At 44.6% G+C, this 26,737-nt stretch carries 23 protein-coding genes and 1 pseudogene; 16 read left to right on the top strand and 8 right to left on the bottom strand.

The annotated features are described in order from the left end of the window. The first annotated feature begins 106 nt into the window (after positions 1-106). Both sucC and sucD read left to right on the top strand, forming a co-directional pair. On the top strand, positions 107-1,273 hold the full coding sequence (gene sucC, locus A3712_RS13865) for an ADP-forming succinate--CoA ligase subunit beta (RefSeq protein ID WP_004737918.1): 1,167 nt from the start codon (positions 107-109) through the stop codon (positions 1,271-1,273). Then, the gene (gene sucD, locus A3712_RS13870; RefSeq protein ID WP_063523938.1) at positions 1,273-2,145 is read left to right on the top strand and encodes a succinate--CoA ligase subunit alpha; all 873 of its coding nucleotides are present in this window, start codon (positions 1,273-1,275) and stop codon (positions 2,143-2,145) included. The genes sucC and sucD overlap by 1 nt, the downstream gene beginning before the upstream one ends. 89 nt (positions 2,146-2,234) lie before the next feature. On the opposite strand, the gene znuB is transcribed toward sucD, so the two are convergent. Together znuB and znuC are read right to left on the bottom strand one after the other, a co-directional pair. Further along, a complete protein-coding gene (znuB, locus tag A3712_RS13875; protein ID WP_063523939.1) occupies positions 2,235-3,020 on the bottom strand; it encodes a zinc ABC transporter permease subunit ZnuB in 786 nt (261 codons plus the stop codon). After that, positions 3,020-3,802, bottom strand: a complete 783-nt coding sequence (gene znuC / locus A3712_RS13880) for a zinc ABC transporter ATP-binding protein ZnuC (RefSeq protein WP_004737921.1) — start codon at positions 3,800-3,802, stop codon at positions 3,020-3,022. Before znuC ends, znuB begins: the two co-directional genes overlap by 1 nt. A gap of 83 nt (positions 3,803-3,885) precedes the next feature. Here znuC and znuA point away from each other — a divergent pair, with 83 nt between their 5' ends. The 5 genes from znuA to A3712_RS13905 all read left to right on the top strand — a co-directional run bounded on the left by znuA (position 3,886) and on the right by A3712_RS13905 (position 11,786). Beyond that, positions 3,886-4,776, top strand: coding sequence for a zinc ABC transporter substrate-binding protein ZnuA (gene znuA / locus A3712_RS13885; protein WP_063523940.1), 891 nt, complete (start codon positions 3,886-3,888; stop codon positions 4,774-4,776). A gap of 267 nt (positions 4,777-5,043) precedes the next feature. Further along, on the top strand, positions 5,044-8,406 hold the full coding sequence (locus A3712_RS13890) for an AraC family transcriptional regulator (RefSeq protein WP_063523941.1): 3,363 nt from the start codon (positions 5,044-5,046) through the stop codon (positions 8,404-8,406). Positions 8,407-9,063: 657 nt separating this feature from the next. After that, complete coding sequence (locus A3712_RS13895) at positions 9,064-9,285, top strand: FeoA family protein (protein WP_063523942.1); 222 nt, start codon at positions 9,064-9,066, stop codon at positions 9,283-9,285. Beyond that, positions 9,286-11,559, top strand: coding sequence for a Fe(2+) transporter permease subunit FeoB (gene feoB / locus A3712_RS13900; RefSeq protein ID WP_063523943.1), 2,274 nt, complete (start codon positions 9,286-9,288; stop codon positions 11,557-11,559). It begins immediately after the preceding gene. Further along, complete coding sequence (locus tag A3712_RS13905) at positions 11,556-11,786, top strand: FeoC-like transcriptional regulator (protein ID WP_004737929.1); 231 nt, start codon at positions 11,556-11,558, stop codon at positions 11,784-11,786. Before feoB ends, A3712_RS13905 begins: the two co-directional genes overlap by 4 nt. A 66-nt stretch (positions 11,787-11,852) precedes the next feature. Here the strand turns inward: A3712_RS13905 and A3712_RS13910 are convergent, their stop codons facing one another. The 3 genes from A3712_RS13910 to argS all read right to left on the bottom strand — a co-directional run bounded on the left by A3712_RS13910 (position 11,853) and on the right by argS (position 15,180). Continuing rightward, positions 11,853-12,380 carry a YqhA family protein gene (locus tag A3712_RS13910; protein WP_063523944.1) on the bottom strand — a complete coding sequence of 176 codons (528 nt, stop codon included), beginning with the start codon at positions 12,378-12,380 and terminating at the stop codon, positions 11,853-11,855. Positions 12,381-12,517: 137 nt separating this feature from the next. Beyond that, a complete protein-coding gene (locus A3712_RS13915; protein WP_063523945.1) occupies positions 12,518-12,946 on the bottom strand; it encodes an HIT family protein in 429 nt (142 codons plus the stop codon). Between the two features lie 500 nt (positions 12,947-13,446). Beyond that, complete coding sequence (gene argS / locus A3712_RS13920; protein ID WP_063523946.1) at positions 13,447-15,180, bottom strand: arginine--tRNA ligase; 1,734 nt, start codon at positions 15,178-15,180, stop codon at positions 13,447-13,449. Positions 15,181-15,529: 349 nt separating this feature from the next. Here argS and A3712_RS13925 point away from each other — a divergent pair, with 349 nt between their 5' ends. Further along, the gene (locus A3712_RS13925; protein WP_063523947.1) at positions 15,530-16,126 is read left to right on the top strand and encodes a VOC family protein; all 597 of its coding nucleotides are present in this window, start codon (positions 15,530-15,532) and stop codon (positions 16,124-16,126) included. Between the two features lie 348 nt (positions 16,127-16,474). Here A3712_RS13925 and purU read toward each other — a convergent pair whose 3' ends face one another. Next, the gene (gene purU, locus A3712_RS13930; RefSeq protein ID WP_063524013.1) at positions 16,475-17,308 is read right to left on the bottom strand and encodes a formyltetrahydrofolate deformylase; all 834 of its coding nucleotides are present in this window, start codon (positions 17,306-17,308) and stop codon (positions 16,475-16,477) included. 282 nt (positions 17,309-17,590) lie between these two features. Here purU and A3712_RS13935 point away from each other — a divergent pair. The 8 genes and pseudogenes from A3712_RS13935 to rnd all read left to right on the top strand — a co-directional run bounded on the left by A3712_RS13935 (position 17,591) and on the right by rnd (position 25,568). After that, positions 17,591-17,777, top strand: a pseudogene (locus A3712_RS13935) (hypothetical protein). Positions 17,778-17,938: 161 nt separating this feature from the next. Further along, positions 17,939-19,867, top strand: coding sequence for an ATP-dependent DNA helicase (locus A3712_RS13940; protein ID WP_063523948.1), 1,929 nt, complete (start codon positions 17,939-17,941; stop codon positions 19,865-19,867). A gap of 59 nt (positions 19,868-19,926) precedes the next feature. Beyond that, the gene (gene tsaB / locus A3712_RS13945) at positions 19,927-20,628 is read left to right on the top strand and encodes a tRNA (adenosine(37)-N6)-threonylcarbamoyltransferase complex dimerization subunit type 1 TsaB (RefSeq protein WP_063523949.1); all 702 of its coding nucleotides are present in this window, start codon (positions 19,927-19,929) and stop codon (positions 20,626-20,628) included. 73 nt (positions 20,629-20,701) lie between these two features. Further along, positions 20,702-21,007, top strand: coding sequence for a hypothetical protein (locus A3712_RS13950; protein WP_063523950.1), 306 nt, complete (start codon positions 20,702-20,704; stop codon positions 21,005-21,007). Positions 21,008-21,042: 35 nt separating this feature from the next. Further along, positions 21,043-21,603, top strand: a complete 561-nt coding sequence (locus tag A3712_RS13955; RefSeq protein ID WP_063523951.1) for a Slp family lipoprotein — start codon at positions 21,043-21,045, stop codon at positions 21,601-21,603. A 63-nt stretch (positions 21,604-21,666) separates the two neighbouring features. Beyond that, a complete protein-coding gene (locus A3712_RS13960) occupies positions 21,667-22,518 on the top strand; it encodes an alpha/beta fold hydrolase (RefSeq protein WP_063523952.1) in 852 nt (283 codons plus the stop codon). 105 nt (positions 22,519-22,623) lie between these two features. Then, positions 22,624-24,318, top strand: a complete 1,695-nt coding sequence (fadD, locus tag A3712_RS13965) for a long-chain-fatty-acid--CoA ligase FadD (protein ID WP_063523953.1) — start codon at positions 22,624-22,626, stop codon at positions 24,316-24,318. 131 nt (positions 24,319-24,449) lie between these two features. Beyond that, the gene (gene rnd, locus A3712_RS13970; RefSeq protein ID WP_063523954.1) at positions 24,450-25,568 is read left to right on the top strand and encodes a ribonuclease D; all 1,119 of its coding nucleotides are present in this window, start codon (positions 24,450-24,452) and stop codon (positions 25,566-25,568) included. Positions 25,569-25,654: 86 nt separating this feature from the next. On the opposite strand, the gene minE is transcribed toward rnd, so the two are convergent. Next, complete coding sequence (gene minE, locus A3712_RS13975) at positions 25,655-25,918, bottom strand: cell division topological specificity factor MinE (RefSeq protein WP_004737949.1); 264 nt, start codon at positions 25,916-25,918, stop codon at positions 25,655-25,657. A 6-nt stretch (positions 25,919-25,924) separates the two neighbouring features. Further along, positions 25,925-26,737 (bottom strand): septum site-determining protein MinD, encoded by an 813-nt coding sequence (gene minD, locus A3712_RS13980; RefSeq protein ID WP_004737950.1) that lies wholly within the window; start codon positions 26,735-26,737, stop codon positions 25,925-25,927.

Here is a 26,737-nt window from a genome sequence, read left to right on the forward strand (position 1 = left end):
CAAAATGGATTGCAGTTGATTTGAGAAGACCCTACAGACGTAACACAGGTAACTGTGTCGTTATGGAAATAATAATCCCTTAAGGGAAAATAAACGGAATATCAAAATGAATTTGCATGAATACCAAGCCAAACAGCTGTTTGCAGAATTCGGTTTGCCTGTACCAGAAGGCTTCGCATGTGATACTGCACAAGAAGCTTTTGAGGCCGCTGGTCGTATCTCAACTGAGAAAAAAGTTGTTAAGTGTCAAGTACACGCTGGTGGCCGTGGTAAAGCGGGCGGCGTAGAGCTACACGACACAAAAGAAGGCGTTAAAGAGTTTGCACAAAAGTGGCTAGGTAAAAACCTAGTGACTTATCAAACAGACGCAAATGGTCAGCCTGTAACTAAGATCCTAGTTGAAGAAGCGTCTAACATCGCTAACGAACTTTACCTAGGCGCTGTTGTTGACCGCGCAACTCGTAAAATTGTATTCATGGCGTCAACTGAAGGCGGTGTGGACATCGAGAAAATCGCTGAAGAAACTCCAGAGTTGATTCACCAATCTGCGATCGATCCTCTAGTAGGTCCTCAAGCTTACCAGGGCCGTGAACTGGCGTTCAAACTTGGTCTAGTTGGCGATCAAATCAAACAGTTCGTTAAGATCTTCATGGGTCTTGGTGAAATGTTCGCTCAGTACGACCTAGCTCTACTGGAAATCAACCCACTAGTAATCACTGGCGAAGGCAATCTTCTTTGTCTAGATGGCAAGATCAACATCGACTCAAACGCGATGTACCGTCAGCCTAAGCTACGTGAAATGCACGATCCATCTCAAGAAGATGAGCGCGAAGCACACGCAGCACAGTGGGAACTAAACTACGTAGCACTAGATGGTAACGTTGGCTGTATGGTTAACGGCGCAGGCCTAGCAATGGGTACGATGGATATCGTTAACCTACACGGCGGCAAACCAGCAAACTTCCTTGATGTAGGCGGCGGCGCAACGAAAGAGCGTGTAGCTGAAGCATTCAAGATCATCCTTTCTGATGACAATGTTAGCGCAGTACTAGTAAACATCTTCGGAGGCATCGTACGTTGTGACATGATCGCTGAAGGTATTATCGGTGCGGTTAAAGAAGTAGGCGTAACAGTACCTGTTGTTGTTCGCTTAGAAGGTACAAACGCAGACCTAGGTCGCGAAGTACTTGCTAATTCTGATGTTGATATCATTGCAGCTGAATCTCTAACAGATGCTGCTCAGAAAGTTGTTGCTGCTGCGGAGGCGAAATAATGTCTGTATTAATTAACAAAGACACTAAAGTAATCTGTCAGGGTTTCACTGGCGGTCAAGGTACATTCCACTCAGAGCAAGCTATCGCATACGGTACGAAAATGGTTGGTGGTGTATCTCCTGGTAAAGGTGGTCAAACTCACCTTGGTCTTCCAGTATTCAACACAGTACGTGAAGCAGTAGAAGTAACTGGCGCAACAGCAACAGTTATCTACGTACCAGCACCTTTCTGTAAAGATGCAATCCTTGAAGCGATCGACGCAGGTATCGAACTGATCGTAACGATCACTGAAGGTATCCCAACAACAGATATGATCGATGTAAAAGTGAAGCTAGAAGAAACTGGTGTTCGCATGATCGGCCCTAACTGTCCAGGTCTTATTACTCCAGACGAGTGCAAGATTGGTATCATGCCTGGTCACATCCACAAGAAAGGTAAAGTAGGTATCGTATCTCGTTCAGGTACTCTTACTTACGAAGCAGTTAAGCAAACAACAGACGAAGGCTTTGGTCAGTCTACATGTGTTGGTATCGGTGGTGACCCAATCCCTGGTTCAAACTTCATTGATATCCTAAAACTGTTCCAAGAAGACCCAGAGACTGAAGCAATCGTAATGATTGGTGAGATCGGTGGTACTGCGGAAGAAGAAGCGGCAGCGTTCATCAAAGAGAACGTAACTAAGCCAGTTGTTTCTTACATCGCAGGTGTTACTGCTCCTCCAGGTAAACGTATGGGCCACGCTGGCGCAATCATCTCTGGCGGTAAAGGTACTGCTGAAGACAAATTCGCAGCACTAGAAGCAGCAGGCGTTAAGACAGTTAAGTCTCTTGCTGACATCGGTAAAGGTCTACGTGAGATTACTGGTTGGTAATCTGCGCTTAAGCGATGAATAATAGAAAGGCTTGGTCAATGACCAAGCCTTTTTTGTTTGTATGGTTTTTAAGATGCAAGAGCGTAACGTTAAGCTCGACTCTTAACCATCTGAGACAACATAAACATAGCTGCAGCACTAATCACAACAGATGGACCTGCAGGCGTGTCGTAGAACCAAGACAGGCTCAACCCACCACATACTGCGATAGAGCCAATAATTGAAGCGAACAACGCCATCTGCTCAGGTGTACTTGAGAACTTTCTTGCTGTTGCTGCAGGGATAATCAGTAATGATGTCATGATTAACGCACCAACAAACTTCATACCAACGGCAATCACGATGCCGACCAGTAACATTAGAATCAGACGCATTAAATCAATGTTGATACCATCAACCGCTGCAAGATCTTCGTTCACCGTTGTCGATAACAGCGGTCGCCAGAAGGTAGCCAAAACCAAACCAATAACACCAGCGCCCGTATAGATGAACACTAAATCAGTAGGAGAAACGGCAAGCAAATCACCGAATAGGTAGCTCATCAGGTCGACACGAACATTATCGAGAAAGCTGACTGCCACTAAGCCGAGTGACAGTGCACTGTGGGCTAATATGCCGAGCAACGTATCAGTCGCGACCAGCTTTTGCTTTTGTAAAGTCACAAGTAGTACTGCCAACATCAAGCAGCAGATCAGCAGTGCTAGGTACAAGTTAATATTGAACAGAAAACCAAGTGCTAACCCCATTAACGATGCGTGAGCCAATGTGTCACCAAAGTACGCCATTTTGCGCCACACTACGAACGAACCCAATGGGCCAGCAATAAGTGCAATGCCTAAGCCAGCGAGAATAGAAGGTAAAAGAAACTCAAGCATTAGTGTTGATGTCCGTGTTTGTGGCTAGAACAGTCGTGTACATCTCCAGATACAGGTTGGCCTGCTAAATCATGGTGATGGTGGTCATGTTGGTGATGGTAGAATGCCAAGCTTTCTTGCACCGCGGTACCGAAGAGGGCGATATAAGAAGGGTGATGTTTGATATCAGCAGGCGCACCTGAACAGCAGATATGGTGGTGTAGACAGATCACGTCATCTGTTTTTGCCATCACCAAATGTAAGTCATGTGACACCATAAATACAGCGCAACCAAATCGATGACGAATAGAGTCAATCAGTTCGTAGAGATCAATTTGACCTTGTACATCAACGCCTTGTGCAGGTTCATCAAGAACCAATAGGTCGGGTCTTCTCAAGAGAGACCGAGCAATCAGTACGCGTTGGTTTTCACCACCTGATAGCTGATGCATGTTGCTTTTCATCAGGTGTTCAGCACCGACGAGTTTTAGCGCTTCTAAGATCTCTTGTTTACTGAATTTACCGGTGAGCTTAAGGAAACGCTCTACATTGAGAGGTAGAGAATCATTCAGCTTTAGCTTTTGAGGAACATAACCAATTTTTAGTTTTTTTGATTTGGTAATCTTTCCGGAGTATTTGTGCTGGAGCCCAAGTAGTACTTTTACTAGGGTTGATTTACCTGCACCGTTTGGCCCAATTAGGGTAGTGATTCTGCCACGCTCTAAATTTAGAGAGATATTGTCTAAGACTTTTCGACCGTCAAACTCGACGCTCACAGAATCTAGTTGGATTAAGTTATCCATGAATAGAACTCATTTGCAATTCACTATTGTTATAATGTAACATTTACCTCAAGCCTAAGCTACTTTTCTATTATCGAGGAATTATGTCACGTTCATCTTATATACTTGCTACTTTGCTTTTAGCGCCAAGTGTTGCAAGTGCCAATACTATTCTAACAAGCTTCAAACCAATTCAAATGATTGTGACAGAATTAACGCACGGCGTTAGTGAACCGGATGTGTTGATGAACAGCAATGCTTCGCCGCACGATTATGCGCTTAAACCGTCTGATGTCAAAAAAGTTCACGGTGCAGACATGGTTGTCTGGTTTGGTCCTGATTTAGAAGCGTTTCTGACTAAGGTGATTGAATCGAATGATAACGTTATCGAAATCGGAAAAATCCCTGGTATCAACTTACGAGAGTTCGGCCACGATGAGCATGATCACGATGCACATGAGGGTCACCACCACGGCAGCCACGACCCACATTTTTGGTTGGGGATCGATCAGGTTGCAGTTGCTGCGAAATATATTTCAGACAAGCTAATTGAAACTGACCCAGATAACGCAATGGCGTATCAAGAGAATCTAGACTCATTCTTGATTGCATTGGAAGAGAAAAAACAGTCGATTCGTGAGCAATTGGCGCCAGTAAAAGACAAAGGTTACTACGTTTTCCATGAGGCATATGGTTATTACGAGGAAGAATTTGGCTTGAATAACTTAGGTCATTTCACTGTAAGTCCAGAGCGTAAACCGGGTGCAAAAAGCTTGATTGCGATTAAGAAAACGATAGTACGTGAAAACGTTCAATGTGTGTTTTCTGAGCCTCAATTTACACCTGCAGTAATTGAATCAGTAACTCGTGGAAGTAATGCGAAACAAGGTCAATTGGACCCAATTGGCTCTACAGTTGAAGTGAAGAGCGGAAGTTATTTCGATTTCCTTCAGCAACTTACCGATAGTTACACAAGTTGCCTAAACGCAAAATAATTTATAGGAAGTATCTTTTACTTCACTTTGCTCTAGATATTTTATGAATAATGCCGCTTTTTGCGGCATTTTCGTGACCGCTAAGATAAAACCTCTCAACAAACAGCAAACCTTCTTTCTCCTTGGTTAATTTCCGCTAAAATGGAAAGATAATAATAAGCACAAAAAAACTCAGTTTCTGGTTTAGCAATGACAAGACATTGTGACGACCGGACTTTATACGCTGTTGCTGTTCAGGATTAGAAGTTGTATCGAATTGTATTTCGGATGTTCATGTTAATGAGCATTTCATTTAGCGCTCTTGCGTTAAATACATCACCGTCTGTTTTTTATCCTTTGCCTGTTCAAGCGCAAGGGAATTTTCTCGCGGCTAAAAATCTCTATCTAGGCGCCGGTGGTGGGCTTTGGATCCATGATGTGCATGGGAAAGTCCTGCTCTATGATGGGCGATCGCTAATGCCACGAAAAGGCAGTCTGCTACAGTTCTCATCGGAACGCGTTGCTTTTCTTAACGATGAGTTTTGGACGTTCTTCGATAATGAGGTGTATCGACATACTCCAGGGATAGGTAACGAGTTAGCCTTTAGTTTGAGCCCTGGTGCAGAGATCACGAATATTGGTGCATCGGCTGACTATATCTGGGTGACAGACGGCAACAACTTCTACACCTACAACACCCAGTCATTGGAATTTAATACTTACTCGCTCCTCAAGCTATATCGATACAACAACAGCAGCGACATTACGATCAATGATGCGGAGTGGGTGCTATCCAAATGGGTACTGGCAACCAGCTCGGGTGCCTACCTTTCTGAAAATCAAGAATTTACCCATGTGGCCGCATCAGATAAACACTATATCGAGACGCTCTACTTTTCAAAGGCAAGACGCGAATTACTGATTGGTACATTAAATGGTATGGTGATTGTCGATTTGGCAAATTCAGAGAAAGAGACCAAAATCAGTGGTTCGCATGTTCTTTCTCTTGCTGAAACAACAGATCAATATTGGATTGGCACTGAGCATGGCCTGATTAGCTATAACTTTATTACTGGAGAAACCATCCGTTTTGAACAGGCCTCTAACCAAGACTTTTCATTACCGGGCGAGAAGATTTATTCATTAATTAACGACCATACTGGTGGTATGTGGGTCGCGACCAACAACGGTATTCGATATTTCTCTTTGTTCAGCAAGACATTTTCGAGAACGCCACTCACCGGAATGGGCATGCATTTTAGCAGCATGGTGATCAATAAAGTCGAGCCAATCAGCGACCAATTATCTTGGGTGGCTTCTTCGGTGGGGCTTTATCTCGTTGATTCTGAAACTGAAGAGCGACCTAATCGTGTATACCCTAAACCGGTCCGGGATTTTCAGGTTTTTGGTTCATCTATTTGGTTAGCGACTGAAGAGGGTATCGTTAGCCTCAACACCGAGACATTAGAGCGCGAAGCTCCGAGTCTACCAAGAGCTATTGAAGGTGTTCATATTGAGAACTTAGTGCTTCAAGGTGATAACACACTTTGGATGTCTTCAGGGCAGAGTCTCTACTCCTTATCGATAGATACTATGGCGCTGACAAGCTATGGAATGGATTGGCTCGTGGACAAATTTCTGCCCGCAAAAATCACCGACCTCAATATTGGCCTGCAAAACAGTGTTTATATAGGTACAGACCATGGCTTTTATTCGTTTGTTAATAAGCGAATCAGCTTTAGTCGTTCCAGTGAGCGATTTGGCAAGGTCGTTGATATAGAAAAAGCCAACGATGGTTCTCAGTGGTTTGCTAGCAGCTATGGTGTCTATCGGATCCCTTACGATCGTCCAGTCATTGAAGAGATTCCCCTTGTTGAAGAGAACATTAGTCCTAGCTGTTTAATCAGCGATGAAAATGGCGTTTGGTTAGGCTCTTCAAAAGGGCTTAGCTATTACGGGCTAGACGGACAGCTTCATAAACATATCGGTTCACCTTTTGGTTTGATCGCCAATGAACTCGTGGCTGGTGCATGTGAGCTCTTCTACAGTGAACAGAACCAATCTTCAAGGCTAGTATTGGGTTCTAAATATGGGGTGGTGAGCGCGTTAGCGAATGAGTTATTGGTGTCGACTACGCCTCATAGCCGTGCCTTGCTGAGCAAAATAAGTGTCAATCAAAAGACCGTGTCTCTTGGCGGCAAGGCTGCATATCTAGCCGAGATACCTTATGGATCCTCGATTGGGTTCAAGCTCGGTATTTTACCTGCTACGTTTGTACCTGCGATGGAGTATAGGCTCAATGGTGATGAATCTTGGAGTGAGTTTGAAGGGGGCTTGTTAACCCTCGATCACTTGCTGCCCGGCGATTACACACTTGAGGTTAAGCCTGTTGAGGACTCTCACTACCGTTTTGTGTCCACCAATCAAAGTTTCTCAATAGCCGAACCTTGGTACCTCAGTAACTGGGCTGCAGCAAGTTCTCTGATCTTACTTATTTGTGTCGTCACTATCTTAGTTTTTTGGCGTTCGCGTTATGTCACCTTTGCCAACCGACAACTAAAGGCGCAAGTTGCTTTAAAAACCGATCAGTTGCGACACCAAAGCCGGATATTGCTGACGACTAATCAGCAGCTTAAGAAGCAGTTATCGGTTAAGAATGCGCTCGTGTCTCATACCGCCGATGAACTGTCCTCAGAGGTCAACCAAGTTGCAGCTATGCTCCCTAATTGGAATGATGAACAATGTAAATCACCGATTCTTGCGTTAAAGAATGGTTTGGCACAATTGAGTAATAGCCGGCAGGATGGTGGCGCGGTTGGTTACGATATGATCTTAATCTTGGAGTCGGTTATTAAGGCGTGGCAAGAAGAATTAGCTAAAGCGGGTATTGAGCTAGAGATAAAAGTAGAGACGAAACACAGACATGTATCTTTACTGTATTTTAATCTCGATATTATCTTCAATAGCCTGATCGTGAGCATTATCAAGCGTAACTTTAAGTCGCAGAGCATGATGGTTACGGTTGAAGAGCTAAAAGAGCACCTAGTCGTGACGATTTTAGACCATGGTATGCCTTTCCCTAAACTAACCTCTAGCATTAGTGATAATAGTGGAAAGTCGACCGACTTAAATATAGAAAAGTTACCATTGCTGGTGAATCAGAGTGGTGGAGAGCTCAATGTTTTTGTGTCGGAATCCCAGAATAAGGTACAGCTTACTTGGCCAATTGACTATCAGGTATTAGATAATCTCGAAACCAATATAATAGAGCAGATTGAGACTATCAAGCTCGCTAATGCCTCACCTGAACAGTTAAAGCTCAGTGTAGAGCAAGAGTGGAAAAATAGAGTGACTCAGCTTGTTAGTGAGTACTACGCTGATGCTGAATTTGGTACTGCGACTGCTGCTAAGTATCTATTCATGTCAGAGAGAAGCTTACAAAGGCGATTTAAGATGGCTTATGACAAGACCTTTAAAGAGCACCTGAATGAAGTTCGCTTGGAGCATGCGTGTGAGCGGTTACTTGCCGGAGAGAAGATATCAGACGTTGCTTTTGACTCTGGCTTTAATGATCCGTCTTATTTCAGCCAAAGGTTCAAACATCACTTTGGGATGTCTCCATCTAAGTTTGCTGAAAACAGTGAAGACTAGAGCGAACAATTTGCACCAGCCAGTCTTACGCTAACGACAGATAGTTTTATTGAAGCCTCGACATTCGTGTTGGGGCTTTTTTATTCTTTTACGAGATACGAGATACGAGATACGAGATACGAGATACGAGATACGAGATACGAGATACGAGATACGAGATACGAGATAATTGGGGTATTTGCGATTGAGTTGTTTGAGTATGGTTTTGTTCGGGGAGATAAGAAAAAAAATATCGTGGTATAGCCGGGGGGACTATACCACGGGTGCCAATGACACCTTCGCTTGCTGCCTGAGTGATATGGTAAGCCACATCACCTCTGGAATTATATTAAAGAGAAGGAGTTTCTCTTCGATGGAGTAACTATACGATTAGTGACTTATTTTACTTATAAAATTAACGACAGAAGGCTATGAGAAAAGCGACATTTTAATAAGTTATTGATATTTAATGACTTGATGCGTTTTTAATTGTGGTGTACTAGTTAAGTAGTTCTCACTAGTTGTTGAAAGTGACGGTTTTGACGTAAATATTTTTAACGAAACTTACGAGGGTATATTTTCGAAAACATTGATTTCACGCAATAGAGCTGTGGTCATCTATGTGTATCATGCCGCTAATAACAATCTTTCTCATTATCAATCACGAATTGGGTATTTATGAAACTCTCACAACTAGATCAAGGAAAAGCGGCTTCTATAGTTGCCTTAACCGGCTTAACACCAGAAGTTAGAAAAAAGCTAATGGTCATGGGTATGTTGCCAAACACTGAAGTTACACTAATCCGTCGCGCGCCGATGGGGGATCCGCTTCAAGTAGAGGTGAGAGGGGTCTCTATCGCCATTCGTGAAAGCATCGCAGAACAAATCGAGGTTATCTAAATGGATTATCAAGTTCTTACCGTTGGTAACCCGAATAGTGGTAAAACAACGTTATTCAATGCACTAACCGGTGCGAAGCAGCATGTTGGTAACTGGGTAGGCGTAACCGTTGAGAAGAAAACGGGTGTCTATTCACATGCGGGTGACCAATTTCAGCTAACTGACTTGCCTGGTATTTACGCACTAGATAGTGGTAATGATGCGAATAGTATTGATGAGTCTATCGCGTCGCGAGCTGTTCTGACTCACCCTGTTGACGTGATCATTAATGTTGTTGATGCAAGCTGCTTAGAACGAAGCTTATACATGACATTGCAATTGCGAGAGTTGGGTCGCCCGATGATCGTTGTATTGAACAAAATGGATGTATTAAAGCGTGAGCGTCAGGTGATTAATCTGAAAGCGCTAGAGAAAGAGCTAGGTTGCCCGGTTCTTAGCTTGTCTGCGAACGATAAAGGCCAAGTGGCTCGTTTCAAAGAACGCCTGCATAAGCTTCTTGTGCAAGGTGTTAGCCTTGATCCTATCTCTATTAACTATGACGAAGCATTAGAAGCACTTATTCCTTCTGTTGAATCACACTTTGATGATGCTGATGTTTCTCGCCGCGCGCTTGCGATTCGAGCTCTAGAAAATGATTACCTGGTACTAAACGGATTAGCTCCGCAAACACGTACTCAAATTGACAATGTGCGTCTTGGCGCTGAGTTTGATATCGACCTAGCGGTAGCAGATGCGAAGTTCACCTTCCTACATGACCTGTGTAAGCGTGTTCGCCGCAGTGAAGGCAAACTAAGCCGTAACTTCACAGAGAAAGCCGACCAATTCATTCTGAACAAATGGGTTGGTATTCCTTTTTTCTTTGTCATCATGTATCTGATGTTCATGTTTTCTATCAATATAGGTAGTGCGTTCATCGACTTTTTTGATATTGGTGTCGGTGCAATATTGGTTGATGGTGGACATCATTTATTAGACGAACACTTACCGGTTTGGTTGGTCACTATTCTTGCAGATGGTATCGGTGGTGGTATTCAAACTGTAGCGACCTTTATTCCGGTTATCGCGGCGCTTTACTTGTTCTTAGCAGTACTGGAAAGTTCTGGCTACATGGCGCGTGCTGCGTTTGTACTTGATAAAGTGATGCAGAAGATTGGTCTTCCGGGTAAGGCGTTTGTACCGTTAGTTCTTGGCTTTGGCTGTAACGTGCCAGCAATTATGGCAACTCGTACACTTGACCAAGAGCGTGAGCGTAGGCTAGCTGCCTCTATGGCACCATTTATGTCATGTGGTGCCCGTCTACCAGTATACGCACTGTTTGCTGCGGCGTTCTTTCCTGGTGCTGGGCAAAACGTGGTATTTGCTCTGTATATAATGGGTATTCTTGCTTCTGTATTTACCGGTTTGTTCCTTAAAAACACTATCTACCCAGGTAGCAGCGACAGCTTAGTAATGGAAATACCAGACTACGAGCTGCCAACTTTACAAAACGTGATGCTGAAAACGTGGCAGAAACTTAAGCGCTTCGTGCTTGGTGCAGGTAAAACGATTGTGGTTGTGGTTGCCATCTTAAGTTTCTTTAACTCTCTGGGTATGGACGGCAGTTTCGGTAACGAAGACAGCGAAAACTCCGTACTTTCAAAGGCAGCGCAAGTTGTGACTCCTGTATTCAAACCAATTGGGATTACAGAGGAAAACTGGCCAGCAACGGTAGGTATCATTACTGGTATCTTCGCAAAAGAGGCGGTAGTAGGTACGCTGAACAGTCTTTACACAACGCCTTCTGATGAAGAAGCTGCGGAGTTTGACCTAGCGACGAGCTTAGAAGAAGCGGTGATGACGATCCCTGAGAATTTAGCCGATTTGAGCTACTCAGATCCCCTAGGTATTGAGGTTGGTGACTTAAGTGATTCCGGTGCCGCTGCCGAAGAACAAGAGGTTGACTCGTCTATCTTTGGTAACCTGAAAGACAAATTTGTTTCTGGTCACGCTGCGTTTGCTTACTTAATCCTTATCTTGCTTTACACACCTTGTGTGGCTGCAATGGGTGCCTACGTTCGTGAATTTGGTCAAATGTTTGCACGCTTTATTGCAGTTTGGACAATGGCGCTTGGCTACTTTGGTGCAACTTTCTACTACCAAGCGGCAAACTTTGCAGCACACCCTGTGACTAGTGCTGTGTGGATGGTCGCGATTGCTGGTGGCTTTGTGATTACCTACCGTGTATTTAAGAAAGTTGGCAGCAAGCAAAAAGCATTAGAGGTGCAAGTCGTATGATTTTAACTGAACTTCATCAGTATATTGACAGCCAAGGTGTCGCAGCTCGTAAAGAGATTGCAGCGAAATTTGGTATGAGTGAGGACGGCGTGGATGCGATGTTGAGCGTGTGGGTCAAGAAAGGCAAAGTATCTCGCTTGGTCGACACCAACAAACATGGTCATACAACGCGTGTTCGCTACACCATAAGCAAGCAAGATGGTCTGTCGCTGAATGTGATGATGTAGTTTGGTCAATATCTAATAAAAAACCGCAGCCTACGAGCTGCGGTTTTTTTGTTTTTGTTTCTCGACTTAAGACTCTTTGGTTTCACCTAACCCAAGAACTTTAAGGCCGATACTCAGCAACAGTATGGATACTGGAAGAACCAAAATATCCCATCCAATACTGTCGAAATTGACGAGCACAAGCTCCAAAAATTTCACGAAGATAATGATGATAATCACTTCAGCCAAGATGTTTTTCAGGTGACCAATGTTGGGTGTTTTTATCCAACTAAGTACTTTGCTTTTATTGGTTTGTTGGTCACTTTTCGCGGCATTACTTTTATCTGAGATGAACAAAGTGAATACACCATGAGAAAAGATGAAGAGCACAAAAGCAATCAAGAACGTATCCAGAGACTTAATCAAGTATGAGATCGCGATATCTGTTGTGTCTAAATGCGCGAGCGATTCTGGTGGCACCTGATTGAGCATGAAGATCGCAAAAGCAGAGTAAGTCTTGGTTGCTCCCATAAAGAATAAGAGTAGGGAAGCAAGCATAGAACAGATGATGGCGATCCAGCTGATATGACGAAATAAGTTGAAGGTTTGTTTCATGATTCTCTCTCTATGTTGTGTGCAAGAGAGTATACGTGGGAGTCTTTGTTGTGATAATGGGGTGTTTTTTTGAATCATTATTACAAATTGGTAATAATGGTAATGCCTAGCTAAGAGGCATCACCTGTGTCAGAAGGTTAAGCTTTCTTAAAGATAGAGCTTAGTGACAGTACATTTTGAATGCGAGTTAGGATAACTGCTTGCTCTTCTTCACTGCGCTGTTCACCTGTGGTGTTGCCCCATACAGGGCCAGGCCATGCCACATCATCTTTGAAACGTGCGATATGGTGGATGTGCAGTTGTGGCACCATGTTACCTAGCGCGCCTAGGTTGAGCTTATCCGGTTGGAACGTAGCTTCTAGTGCCTGGCTTACTGCTTGAGATTCATGTAGGAACTGCTGTTGCTCTTGCATTGGTAAATGATGCAGCTCTTTTAGGTTGGCACGTTTTGGGACCAGAATAACCCAAGGCATAGCGTTGTCCTTGTGCAGTAGTGCAAGGCTAAGTGGGAATTCGCCAATAACGGTGGTGTCTTTTGCCAATTGAGGGTGAAGTTCGAAGCTCATGATCTTTCCAATTAATTGTTTTACTTGAGTATAAGGTTGGAAAGAGAATGTGGCTAGCGCTTACGACCTCAATAAGCAGATTCCCTATCACGTTCGTACCTCACTGTAGGGAATAACGGTGGATTAAAAGGGTAACTGATAGGTTTTCAGTGGTTGTATGCTTTAGGAGATTCTCCAACACGCCCGTACTTCACTGTGGGGAATAGAGTGAAGGATAGGAGTAGCGAATTGGTTTACTGCTGTTACGTGCTTTAGAAGGTTCCCTATCACGCTCTCTCATCAATGAAGGGGATGGCGGGGGAAGGATAGTGATAACGCGCCATTGATCCTGTCTCGGATTCACGGCATCTACTGCCGTCATCTCCTAGAGCGACGAAGGAGCGTAGTAGGAGCTCTCTGCGACGGAAGTCTGCGGGTAGCCCGATAGCTTAGTAGATATAACCTCTATATTAAAAAAGGTTGACACTTTCGCGTCAACCTTTCTAATTATCTCGAATCGCTTACATGCGTTCTAGAGTCTCGATGCCAAGAAGCGACAGACCTTGTTTGATTGTCTTCGCTGTTAGGGCAGCAAGCTTCAGGCGGCTCTGCTTAACCGCTTCGTCTTCTGCTACTAGGATAGGGCATGCTTCGTAGAAGCTAGAGAACTGACCTGCTAGTTCGAACAGGTAGCTACACATGATGTGTGGTTGACCTTCACGAGCAACAGATTGAACCGCTTCTTCAAACTGTAGAAGTTTAGCGATAAGCGCTTTCTCTTTATCTTCAGTGATTTTGATTTCACCTTCAAGAGAGTCCATAGAAACGCCGGCTTTAGCAAATACAGAAGCTACACGAGTGTATGCATATTGCATGTAAGGTGCTGTGTTACCTTCGAACGCAAGCATGTTGTCCCAATCGAACACGTAGTCAGTAGTGCGGTGCTTAGAAAGGTCTGCGTACTTAACCGCTGCCATTGCGACTGTGTTAGCGATCGCCTTCTTCTCGTCTTCTGCTAGTTCTGGGTTCTTAGATTCGATCAGTTGTGCTGCACGAACTTCAGCTTCATCAAGAAGGTCAGCTAGACGAACCGTACCGCCTGCACGAGTCTTGAATGGCTTACCGTCTTTACCTAGCATCATGCCGAACGCGTGGTGCTCAAGAGAAACAGACTCTGGGATGTAACCTGCTTTACGCACGATAGTCCAAGCTTGCATTAGGTGTTGGTGCTGACGAGAGTCGATGAAGTAAAGAACGCGGTCTGCGCCTAGCTCTTCAAAACGGTATTTTGCACAAGCGATATCAGTTGTTGTGTATAGGAAGCCGCCATCGCGCTTCTGGATGATAACGCCCATTGGGTCGCCATCTTTGTTTTTGTATTCGTCTAGGAATACAACTTGTGCGCCGTCATCTTCTTTAGCAAGACCTTGCTCTTTAAGATCAGCAACGATGCCCGGAAGCATGTGGTTGTACATGCTTTCGCCCATTACGTCATCACGCGTTAGTGATACGTTTAGACGATCGTAGTTGCGTTGGTTTTGAATCATTGTTACGTCAACAAGCTTCTTCCACATCTCTGCACAGAACTCGTCGCCGCTTTGTAGTTTCACTACGTAGCCACGTGCTTTAACTGCGAACTCTTCGTCTTCGTCGTAAAGCTTTTTAGACTCACGGTAGAAGCCTTCAAGGTCAGCAAGTTCCATTGAAACTTCACCTGACTCAGCCTGAACGCGCTCAAGGTTTGCGATAAGCATACCGAATTGAGTACCCCAGTCACCGATGTGGTTAGCACGGATAACTTTGTGGCCTAGGAATTCAAGTGTACGAACAACGGCATCACCGATGATTGTTGAACGCAGGTGACCAACGTGCATTTCTTTTGCAACGTTTGGCGCTGAGTAGTCAGCAACAATTGTTTGTGCTTCAGCTGCTGCAACACCAAGGCGAGAGTCAGCAAGCGCTGCGTCAGCTTGTTTTGCTAGGAAAGCTTCATCTAGGAAGATGTTAAGGAAACCTGGACCTGCGATCTCAACTTTAGAAGCGATACCGTCTAGGTTTAGAACGTCCAATACTTTCTGAGCAAATTCTCGCGGGTTAGTGCCTAGTCGCTTAGCAACGCCCATTACGCCGTTTGCTTGGTAGTCACCAAATTGTGGTTTTGCAGATTGGCGAACAGCAGCAGGAGAGCCTGCAGGTGCGCCAGCGGCTTCTAGAGCCTGAGATACTTTGTCATTAATAAGTGCTTGGATATTCACACGCGTTTCCTTCAATTCAAGGATGATAAGAGTGGCTGTTATTTCGAGGTCATCAAACTTGGTTAATTATGCGTCTAGTTAACGATTTAATGCCGAAATGAACAACAGACACTGTTTAAGTTCACAAAAATGGCGGTAATCATACCAATTTTGTGCGGTTTCTTATAGGTCGAATTGATAGAAAATTAACATTTCCTGAGGGGTTTTTGGCAATCAATTTTCGCTATGCAGCGTTTGTGTATTTAGGAATGTGAGCCAACGTGCTTATCGGCTGTCTTTTTGTATACGCAGCGCTTGTTGAACAAGGTAAAACTGATACCATGCTGCCAATATTTGGAGAACACAGATAATGACGATGAGCCTCAAGCAAGCCGAATTAGAGCCACAACAAATGATTGCCCGCCTTGATACGTTTATGGCGAAGATTGAAAACCTAGGTAACTTACTGGGTTTGGATCTGAGTTTTGCTCAAGCGGATCATATTGCGCTAAGAATCAATGAAACGGAATTAGCGAAAGCTGCACATCAAGCATGGTCTGAATACGGCTCTACCATTTCACAAGCGATGATCAATGGTCGTCCAATTGTTGTGATCGCTTTTGATGAGCCTTTGCAAAGCCGTGGTTGGAGCATTGAGTGTTTGGAGTTGCCATACCCTGCAGAGGGCAAGATTTATCCGAGCCAAGATTGGGAACACGTTGAGTTCGTAATTCCGTCTCACGCTCAAACGGCTGATGAGTACTTAGCGGATCTGAAAGATACTTACCCGCAATTCGCTGCTAACTTTGAAACGCTGGCTGAGCAAGGTGTTAAGATCAAGCTGTCTAGCCCGAAAGGTGAGGGTGAGCGTTTGAACAATCCAACGGTTGCATTTAAGCATCAAGGGATTTGTATCAAGCTGCACCCACATTCGTTGAAGAAGATTGTTGAGTCAGAACAGGCTTAGTCTGAGTTAACAAGAGAGAGCCCTGATCTCGCCTAGGCTCGTCGGAATGACGAGGTTGCCGGTTAGTGAATGTGTTGGTCTACCAACTTTAGTGAACGCTTGATTTGATATTAAAATTTTCAGATAGAGCGCGGATGTGTGCAGTGGTTGTGCCTTACTATCATTCGGTTTGACTGTATCTCTTCTGAGTCATCGTTTTTACTAGCAAGAGAACACCGTCATTCTCGATAGCGACGAAGGAGCGTAGTCGGGAATCTCTAACAACGGACTCGATAACCAGATACAAAAAACGCGTAATGGGGGCGATCCTATTACGCGTTTTTTATTGGGTTCTAATAGGTGTCGAACCTACAGAATCACAGTCTTGTTGCCGTAAACAAACACGTGATCATTGATCACCTTGTTTATCGCCTTACTTAGAACATTCTTCTCTACGTCGCGACCTGCTTGCGCCATGTCTTTCGCACTGAAGTTGTGATCGACAGGGATAACGTCTTGCTTAATGATTGGGCCTTCATCCAAATCGTTAGTCACGAAGTGTGCCGTCGCACCAATGATCTTTACACCGCGCTCATACGCTTGTTGGTAGGGTTTCGCACCGATGAATGCTGGCAAGAAGCTGTGGTGAATATTGATGATCTTGTGGTTGTACTTTTCAACAAATCCCGGAGTAAGCACTCGCATGTACTTAGCCAAAACAAGGTAATCAGCCTCGTATTGGTCAATCACTTCCAGCATTTTTTGCTCATGTTCTTCACGGTTCAGGCCTTCGTGTGAAACATGGTGGTAAGGAATATCAAAGCGCTCGGTTAGGCTTTGTAGAATATCGTAGTTGCCGACAACCGCTGCGATTTCAACGTCTAAGCTACCATCGAAGTTCTTCATTAGAATGTCGCCAAGGCAGTGTGCTTCTTTCGTCACGAGAATAACCACACGTTTGCGAGAAGAGCCAACGAGCTTACGTTTCGCGTTTTCTGGCAGGGCTTGGTCTAGGTCTGCTAGAAAGGTTTCATCATTGAAATATCCTTCAAGCTCAGTGCGCATAAAGAAGTGACCGCTGGTGTTATCTACGAACTCGTTATTGTGAACAATATTGAGTTGGTGCTTGTAACAAATGTTGGTGATCTTTGAGATGAGGCCTGGGGCATCAGTACAATGTGTTAGTAATGTTTTTCTTTCCATTTGCATCTTACTTCCATGAAATATTTTTTATTCTTTAAATTAAATACAGGCCGTCGAACGGTGAACTGAGCCGCAATATCACCGTTATAATTAATCTATTATCAAGTTGGTTTCAACAAATTCTGCCGCTCATTTATCGCTTTGATAGATTGTTTGATATCGAAATATCAGTTTTCAGATAGCAAATCATGCAGAAGCTTCATTTTTAAAGTTTTGACCGTAGTACGCATTTGAACTTCAACCGAGGCATTTTCGCCTTGGCCAAAAATAGAGGTGATACTTATGGATAAAGAGTTACTAGCAAAAAAACTGTACTGCAAACGCGTGAGTTCATTGGCTAGCAGCACAGAGCTAGATGGAAACGTTCTCGATGAAATGTTAGAAAGCAAAACCTCGCCAAGCGATGCAGCCAAATGATAATGAATTTGAAAGCGCTCCTTGGCTATCTCGTTATCTCAATCGAAAATAAGTAATTAACCTCTAAGCTAAAACAGTAATCTCGATTTTCATTTCTGTTCTCTTGGTAATTTGAAATAACTCAGACACCTCCGGCGCGAAGTCATTCTTGATTCGCGCCAGCTCACTAAACCTGCCATAATTCGCCTTCACTTTTTCTAAACTTCGTACTCTATGATATCTAAAACGTTTTCTGCTGATGGCGCGCTGGGTAAAGCAATCCCGGGCTTTCAGCCAAGACAAGCTCAGTTAGACATGGCTGAAGCAGTTTCACTGGCCATTCAGCAACAGAGCCAACTGGTAGTTGAAGCAGGGACGGGTACCGGTAAGACATTTGCTTATCTTGTGCCGGCACTGCTTAGTGGTAAGAAAACCATCATTAGTACGGGGTCTAAAAACCTTCAAGAACAGCTGTTCCACCGTGATCTACCTTTAATGATTGATGCCCTTGGTTTTCATGGCCAAGTTGCGCTGCTTAAGGGGCGCTCAAACTATTTGTGTTTGGATAGGTTGAGCCGCCAAATGATCGAAAGTCATGGCACTCATACGGATCCAACGCTACTTGCTCAGTTAGTCAAAGTTCGTAGCTGGTCGTCATCCACGCAAACCGGTGATTTGGGTGATTGTGATGATATTGCGGAAGATAGCCCTGTAATCCCAACAATTACCTCTACCAACGACAATTGCTTGGGCAAAGAGTGCCCAAGTTATACCGATTGCTTTGTACTGAAAGCGCGTAAAAAAGCGATGGATTCCGATGTCGTTGTAGTGAACCATCACCTTTTCCTAGCCGATCTCGCGATTAAAGAGACCGGATTCGGTGAGCTTATCCCGGAGGCCGATGTGTTTATCTTCGATGAAGCGCATCAACTTCCCGACATTGCGAGCCAATATTTTGGCCAGTCTGTATCGAGTCGACAAATTCACGAACTCGCCAAAGACATTGAGATTGGCTATCGCACCGAAGCGAAAGACATGCGCCAACTGCAAAAAGTTGGTGACAGGCTCGTTCAGTCCTCATCCGATTTAAGAATTGTGCTGGGTGATACTGGCTTTCGTGGTAACTGGCGCGAGGCGCTAAAATCAGAGTCGATCGCTAGAGAGTTAGTTCGCCTGCAAGATGCATTACAACTGGCTGTAGATGTATTGAAACTAGCACTCGGACGAAGCCAACTATTGGATACCGCTTTCGAGCGTGCAAACATGATTAAGTCTCGCATTGAGCGTGTATGTGATGTGTCGATTACTGGTTACTCCTATTGGTATGACACAACACCGCGACATTTTGCTCTGCACATTACACCGCTGTCAGTTGCTGACAAATTTCACGAGCAGATTGAGCTGAAGCCGGGCGCTTGGGTGTTTACTTCAGCCACTTTGGCGGTATCGGACGATTTCGACCACTTCACTTCGCGACTAGGCTTAAAGCCCTCGGCTCAGTTTTCACTGCCGAGCCCATTCGATTATCCGAATCAAGCGCGTTTGTGTGTGCCTCGTTATCTTCCAGAACCGAATAGCCCGGGCTTAGCTGATAAGTTGGTTCGTATGCTGACGCCTGTGATTGAGCAAAACCAAGGTCGTTGTTTCTTCTTGTGCACTTCACACAGCATGATGAAAGAGTTAGGGGAGCGATTCCGTGAAACCTTAACCGTTCCGGTGCTGTTGCAAGGTGAGACAAGCAAGCAAAAAACCTTGGCTGAGTTTATGGAGTTGGGTAATGCCTTGCTGGTGGCGACAGGTGCTTTCTGGGAAGGGATAGATGTTAGGGGCGATGCATTAAGCTGTGTTATCATCGATAAATTGCCCTTTACAGCCCCAGATGACCCTTTACTTAAGGCTCGCATTGAGGACTGTAAGTTAAAAGGGGGCGACCCTTTTGCACAGGTACAATTGCCAGATGCCGTGATTACCTTGAAGCAAGGTGTGGGCCGATTGATACGTGATAAGCGTGATAATGGCGCTTTGATTATTTGCGATAACCGATTGGTGACACGTGATTACGGTGGCATCTTTTTGGCGAGTTTACCGCCGATCCCTCGTACACGTGACTTAGGGGTCATTAAAGAATTCTTAGCTAAAGACCATTCAACCGTTGCCGAGTAACTGGCATTGTTGAGCTTAGCCATTATTTTTAGATTAGATAACGAATATTTGAGACACAAATGAGCGCGAAAATTCTTGCAGTAGATACCGCAACTGAAAACTGTTCAGTTGCATTAGTAATTGGTGACCAGGTGTTCGCTCGTAGCGAAGAGGCGCCTCGAGACCATACGAAAAAAATTCTACCTATGGTTGATGAAGTACTGAAAGAAGCGAATGTCGCTTTAACCGATATTGATGCTATCGCGTTTGGTCAAGGTCCAGGCAGTTTCACGGGTGTACGTATTGGTATTGGTATTGCTCAAGGCTTGGCTTTTGGTGCGGATTTACCAATGATCGGTGTCTCTACACTGGCTGCAATGGCGCAAGGCAGCTACCGTAAATTTGGTGAAACTCATGTTGCGACAGCGATTGATGCGCGTATGAGTGAAGTGTACTGGGCTCGTTACAGCCGTAAACAAGACGGTCGTTGGACTGCGGTTGATGCTGAATGTGTAACACCGCCAAGTGAATTGGCTGCGCAGCTTGAAGCAGACTCTGAAACATGGGCAAAAGTGGGTACCGGTTGGGAAGCTTACGCCGAGTATATGGATACACTAGAGATCAACACCAAAGCGTGTGAAGTGCTATTTCCAGAAGCTCAAGATATGGCGTTCCTAGCTCAATTTGCTTACGCAGAAGGCAAAGCCGTACCAGCTGAAGAATCTGAGCCAGTGTATCTGCGTGATAAAGTTACATGGAAGAAGCTACCAGGTCGCGAGTAATTTTTTACAAGGTTCTGATGCAAATTAGATCTAAATGCGTATTATTTAGATTTGAGAGGGCGGATATTTAGTCATGGTATCAATTAATAACTTACCTCCTTCATCGATAGGCAATACGTCTAAGCCGAATCGAGTTAAAAAGAAGGAGCAGGCAAAAAAATCTGATGCTAGCACTGCGGTTGGACAACCAACCAAAGTAGCCAATGCTGTCTCTCATTCTATTCGTCAAGTCAAAGAGTCTGAGCTACACAAGGCTCAAATCCAGTATGATCTTCCAGAAGGCCGAGGACGTAAGGCTATGGAAGAATACATGGATGTAATGAACCAGGCGAAAAAAGAAGAACTTGCAAAGCTTACCGGTGTCGATATTTACATCTGAAGCGACTTATTAATGCTTGTTTAAGGACCAGAGCCATGTCTAATTACTTATCTAAAATACGCTTAATTGCCTTTTCTCTTGGTATCTTGGTGCTAGCAGGGTGTTCATCACTACCTAGCGAACTCGAGGCAAAATCAGAGCCTGTCATTAGCGACTACCAACAATGGGTTGACCAATTACCAGACGCTAAAAGTGTTCGGTTAGGTGGCGTGATTTCTAAAGTGACCAACCTAAAAGACAGAACTCGAATTGAAGTTGCAAACATGCCAATTTCAAGCAATGGTAAGCCAGATCTTGATGCAGAGCCGAGTGGGCGCTTTGTTGGTTATATTGAAGGATACGTTGAGCCGTTAAGCTTTGCTGAAGGTCGTTTGATTACGCTAGTTGGTCAATCAGACGATAGTGAAGATGGCAAAATCGGCGAGTACCCTTACACCTTCCCAGTGATGAAGGTAGATAATCAACGACTATGGAATATTACGGAGCGTGTCGTTGTTAACGACTTCGCACCAACCTACTATTCTTGCAGAAGCTTACATTGCCGCAGTTTTCAAACGATGCCAAGACAAGGCAGAGTTATACAGGATGTCGAGTAATTAACGCTAGTTATTAGATGTTGATTGCTACACCAAGCAAGGATTAGAGGTGACTAAAGCTTGATGATTGATAAATCATATTCCCTTGCGAGCGGGACGCTTGCCACACAACAGATAGGCAACCCAGAAACGACCGTCACGACGGTCGTTTTTATTCATGGGTGGTTAGATAACTCTGCGAGTTTTTCTTCTGTGATTGCCAACCTACAAACCAGTCTCCCCGATTGTCATCTGATTGCGATTGATCTCTTTGGTCACGGCTTTTCTTCACATAAGTCGGGAAGTTACTACCCATTTCATGACTATATCGATGATTTACATCAGCTTGTGACTAAATTATCGTCAAACAGACTGGTACTAGTAGGACATTCACTTGGTGCATTGATAGCAAGTTGCTATAGTGCCGCCTTTCCTGAAAAAGTATCAGGATTAATTCAAATTGAAGGTCACGGACCTCTTTCTGAAGCTCCCCAAGAAACGGTCTCTCGTCTAAGAGATGGGGTACTCAGTCGCCTTCGACAGCGGAGAAAACCTTCACGTCCTTTAGCAAGCCTAGAGGGTGCTATTAAGCTGAGAGCACACGCCAATCAAATCAATGCCGAACTCATTGCTCCTATTGTAGAGCGAGGGATTGCCGAGTTAGACGACTCCTGGCAATGGCGATGCGACCCTAATCTAAAATGTGACTCGTTATACCGAATGTCACAGGCGCACGCTGAAGCGATTATGGCGGCTATTGAATGCCCTCAACTCATAATATTGGGCAATGATGGATTTAGACATTTGCAGCATAATCGCTACAAATCAGCCCATAGTCCTCTAAAAATCGAGACTGTTCCCGGCGGACATCATTGTCATTTAGAGAGCCCAGAGCTAGTTTCAGAGCTAATTCTTGGTTTAGTTAACAAAATTTAAACAAGTGTTTGAGCCTTTTAGTGCTCATGCACTAAAGCTGTGCTGTAATACCGTAATGATAAAAGTGGCGAAGCAGTCGTCAGCTGATAAACGAGGAGTAACATAGTGGATAAACCTTGGCTTTCACGTTATCCAAGTGACGTACCAGAAACGATCAACCCGGATCAATACCCATCTCTTATCGAAATGTTCGAGCAGTCTGTACATAAATACGCAGACCAACCTGCTTTTGAGAACATGGGCTCAGTAATGACATTCCGTAAGCTTGAAGAGCGCAGCCGTGCTTTTGCTGCTTACCTGCAGAATGATTTGAAGCTCAAGAAGGGCGATCGTGTTGCACTGATGATGCCAAACTTGTTGCAATACCCAATTGCACTCTTTGGTGTATTGCGCGCTGGTATGATTGCGGTGAACGTCAACCCATTGTACACACCTCGTGAGCTAGAGCATCAACTGAACGATTCTGGTGCAAAGGCGATCGTTATTGTTTCAAACTTTGCTAGCACGTTAGAGAAAGTCGTTGATAACACGCCAGTTAAACACGTTGTACTCACCAGCCTAGGGCAAATGCTGCCACGCGCAAAAGGTACCATTGTCGATTTCGTCGTGAAATACGTGAAAGGTATGGTTCCTAAGTATGATCTACCGGGTGCTATCTCGTTCAGAAAAGCGCTGCATAAAGGTCGTCGCCTTCAGTACGTAAAGCCATTTATGACAGGGGATGATATTGCATTCCTTCAGTACACTGGTGGTACTACGGGTGTTGCGAAGGGTGCAATCCTAACGCATCGCAATATGATCGCGAACGTACTTCAAGCGAAAGGGGCGTATGGTCCGGTTCTGCATGAAGGTCGAGAGTTAGTGGTAACAGCATTGCCGCTGTATCACGTATTTGCACTGGCAGTAAACTGCTTGCTGTTCGTAGAAATGGGTGGTCGTAACCTTCTTATCACTAACCCTCGTGATATTCCTGGTTTCATCAAAGAGCTACAAAAGGTTCCGTTTACCGCAATTACCGGTGTAAATACACTGTTTAATGCGCTAGTAAACAACGAAGATTTCCATGAATTAGACTTCAGTAACCTACGCCTATCTGTTGGTGGCGGTATGGCGGTTCAACGCGCTGTTGCTGAACAATGGAAGAAAGTAACGGGTATCCATCTGTTAGAAGGTTACGGTTTAACCGAGTGTTCACCGCTGGTAACGGGGAACCCATATGACCTAAAAGATTACACTGGTGCTATTGGTTTACCCGTACCGTCAACCGATGTTCGCATCATTGATGATGAAGGTAACGTGGTTGCTAATGACCAAGTGGGTGAGCTGCAAGTTCGTGGTCCTCAAGTGATGCAAGGTTACTGGCAACGTCCAGAAGCGACCAAAGAAGTGATTGACCAAGACGGTTGGTTGTCGACGGGTGACATCGTTAAGTTTGATGACGAAGGCTTGCTGCACATTGTTGACCGTAAGAAAGATATGATTCTTGTGTCTGGCTTTAACGTTTACCCGAATGAGATTGAAGACGTAGTGGCACTACACGGCCAAGTGCTTGAAGTAGCGGCTATCGGTCAACCTCATGAAGTATCTGGTGAATTGGTTAAGATCTACGTTGTGAAGCGCGATCCTAGCCTGACTAAAGAAGACATTATTGCGCACTGTCGTGAACACCTAACGGGTTACAAAGTGCCTAAGCTGGTTGAGTTTAGAGAAGACCTTCCAAAGACCAACGTAGGCAAGATCTTACGTCGCGTACTACGTGAAGAGAACGATGCTGAGCTTGCTAAACGCGCGAGTGAGTAACGAACACAGGTTCTCCTGAAACCATTGAAACGCTTAATCTAAGCGAGCGTGATAAAATGGTGTTAGAATGCCGACAGTTAATGTCGGCATTTTTGTATCCGGCGATCAAATAGAAACCAGTGAGAGTTTTTGTGGATTATCAAATCATTACCCAATTGAAAGACCTTGAGCGAGTTTGCCAACAAGCACGTGAAGCCGATGTCGTTATGCTTGATACGGAGTTTGTTCGTACAAGAACCTATTACCCTCAATTAGGCTTGATTCAGTTATTTGACGGTGAAACGCTGTCTCTGATTGACCCTATTGCTCTTGATGAAATGACACCGTTCGTTGGGTTATTGAAAGACGCTTCAGTACTGAAAGTGCTACATGCATGCGGTGAAGATTTAGAAGTATTCCAGAATGCGTTTGATTGTACACCTACCCCAATGGTCGATACTCAAATCATGGCGGCGTTCTTAGGGCATGGCTTATCAACGGGCTTTGCTGCTTTGGTTTCAGAGTTTGTTGGTGTGGATCTAGATAAGAGTGAATCTCGCACTGATTGGCTGGCGCGTCCGCTTTCTCGAAAGCAACTCGACTACGCGGCAGCAGACGTTCATTACTTAATGCCTATGTACAACAAGCTTCTTGAGAAAGTGATGGAAGCAGGCTGGTGGGAAGCAGCGCAACAAGAGTCTGACCTGCAGGTGGCGAAGCGTATCCGTAAAGTTAACCCAGATACGGCTTACCTTGATATCAAAGGCGCATGGCAACTTAAGCCACAGCAACTTGCTATCTTGAGACCGCTTGCTACATGGCGTTTGAAAGAAGCGATTAAGCGCGATCTCGCATTGAACTTTATTTTTAAAGAACAAGACCTTTGGGCTGTCGCGCGTTTTGCGATAAAGAATCCAAAACGTATGGAAGAGGAAGGTTTTGATTTTCGCTCTGTACGTCGTCATGGCGCGAAGATCAGCTCAATCGTTAAGTTAGCGGAACACACGCCAGAAGAAGAGTACCCAGCACCAGTTGAACGCCTAATGGACTACCCGGGCTATAAACAAGTATTTAAAGTGTTAAAAGATGAAGTGAAAACCGCTTCGCAACACAGTGGCCTAGCGACTGAGTTTTTGGCATCGAAGAAACAGCTAAACCAAATGTTGAGCTGGGTTTGGAAGCACGATCGTAATCCCGAAAAACTGCCGGATGTGATGCAAGGCTGGCGTTTAGATCTGGTTGGCGAGAAGCTGAATAAAGCAATCAAATAGCCAGATTGTTTAAGAACAAAACGCAGGCACAAAAAAGAGAGCCTTAGCTCTCTTTTTTATTCAATCTGCTGACGAGATAGTAATGATTACTTATCGTCTTCAGGCAGCTTAACGTTCAGCTCTAGTACCGAGATATCGTCATCTTTGTGTTCGAACGTAAGGTCAACCATTGATGGGTCTACTTCTACGTACTTAGCAATACACTTCAAGATGTCTTCTTTTAGTTGCGGCAGGTAAGACGGCGCTGGATCGTCATGGCTACGACGTTCAGCAACGATGATTTGCAAACGCTCTTTGGCTAGGTTTGCAGTGGTCTTCTTCTGTGGTCTGAAAAACTCTAGTAATGACATTGTGTATTAGCCCCCGAACAGTCGTTTGAAGATGCCTTTCTTCTGTTCCGTTAAGAAGCGGAAGTCAACTTGGCTACCTAGTAGTCGCTCTACAGTATCATTGTAAGCCATACCCGCATCGGTTGCTTCGTCAAAGATCACTGGAACACCCTTGTTCGACGCATTCAGTACTGCTTGGCTCTCAGGAATGACACCCAGCAGTGAAATGTGCAGAATCTCTTCTACATCTTGTACGCTTAGCATCTCGCCTTGATTTACGCGAGCAGGGTTGTAGCGAGTCAGTAGAAGGTGAGTCTTCACTGGCTCTAAGCCCTCTTCTGAACGACGAGATTTAGAGTCAAGAATACCTAGAATACGGTCTGAGTCGCGTACAGAAGAGACTTCTGGGTTAGTTGTTACAATCGCTTCATCAGCAAAGTACAACGCCATTAGCGCGCCTTGCTCGATACCTGCAGGTGAATCACAGATGATGAAGTCAAAGCCCATCTCATCCAGTTCATCAAATACGCGACGAACACCATCTTTAGTTAGTGCATCTTTATCACGTGTTTGAGAAGCAGGAAGAATAAATAGGTTGTCTGTGCGCTTGTCTTTGATCATCGCTTGGTTAAGCGTTGCTTCACCATTGATAACGTTAACGAAATCGTAAACAACACGACGCTCACAACCCATGATTAAATCAAGGTTACGCAGACCGATATCAAAGTCGATAACTGCGGTTTTCTTTCCTTTCAGAGCCAGACCTGAGGCAATAGCTGCACTAGAGGTCGTTTTGCCTACCCCGCCTTTACCTGACGTTACAACGATAATGCGTGCCAT

This window comes from Vibrio sp. HI00D65 (assembly GCF_001635455.1).
In the GTDB taxonomy this organism is placed as follows: Bacteria; Pseudomonadota; Gammaproteobacteria; order Enterobacterales; family Vibrionaceae; genus Vibrio.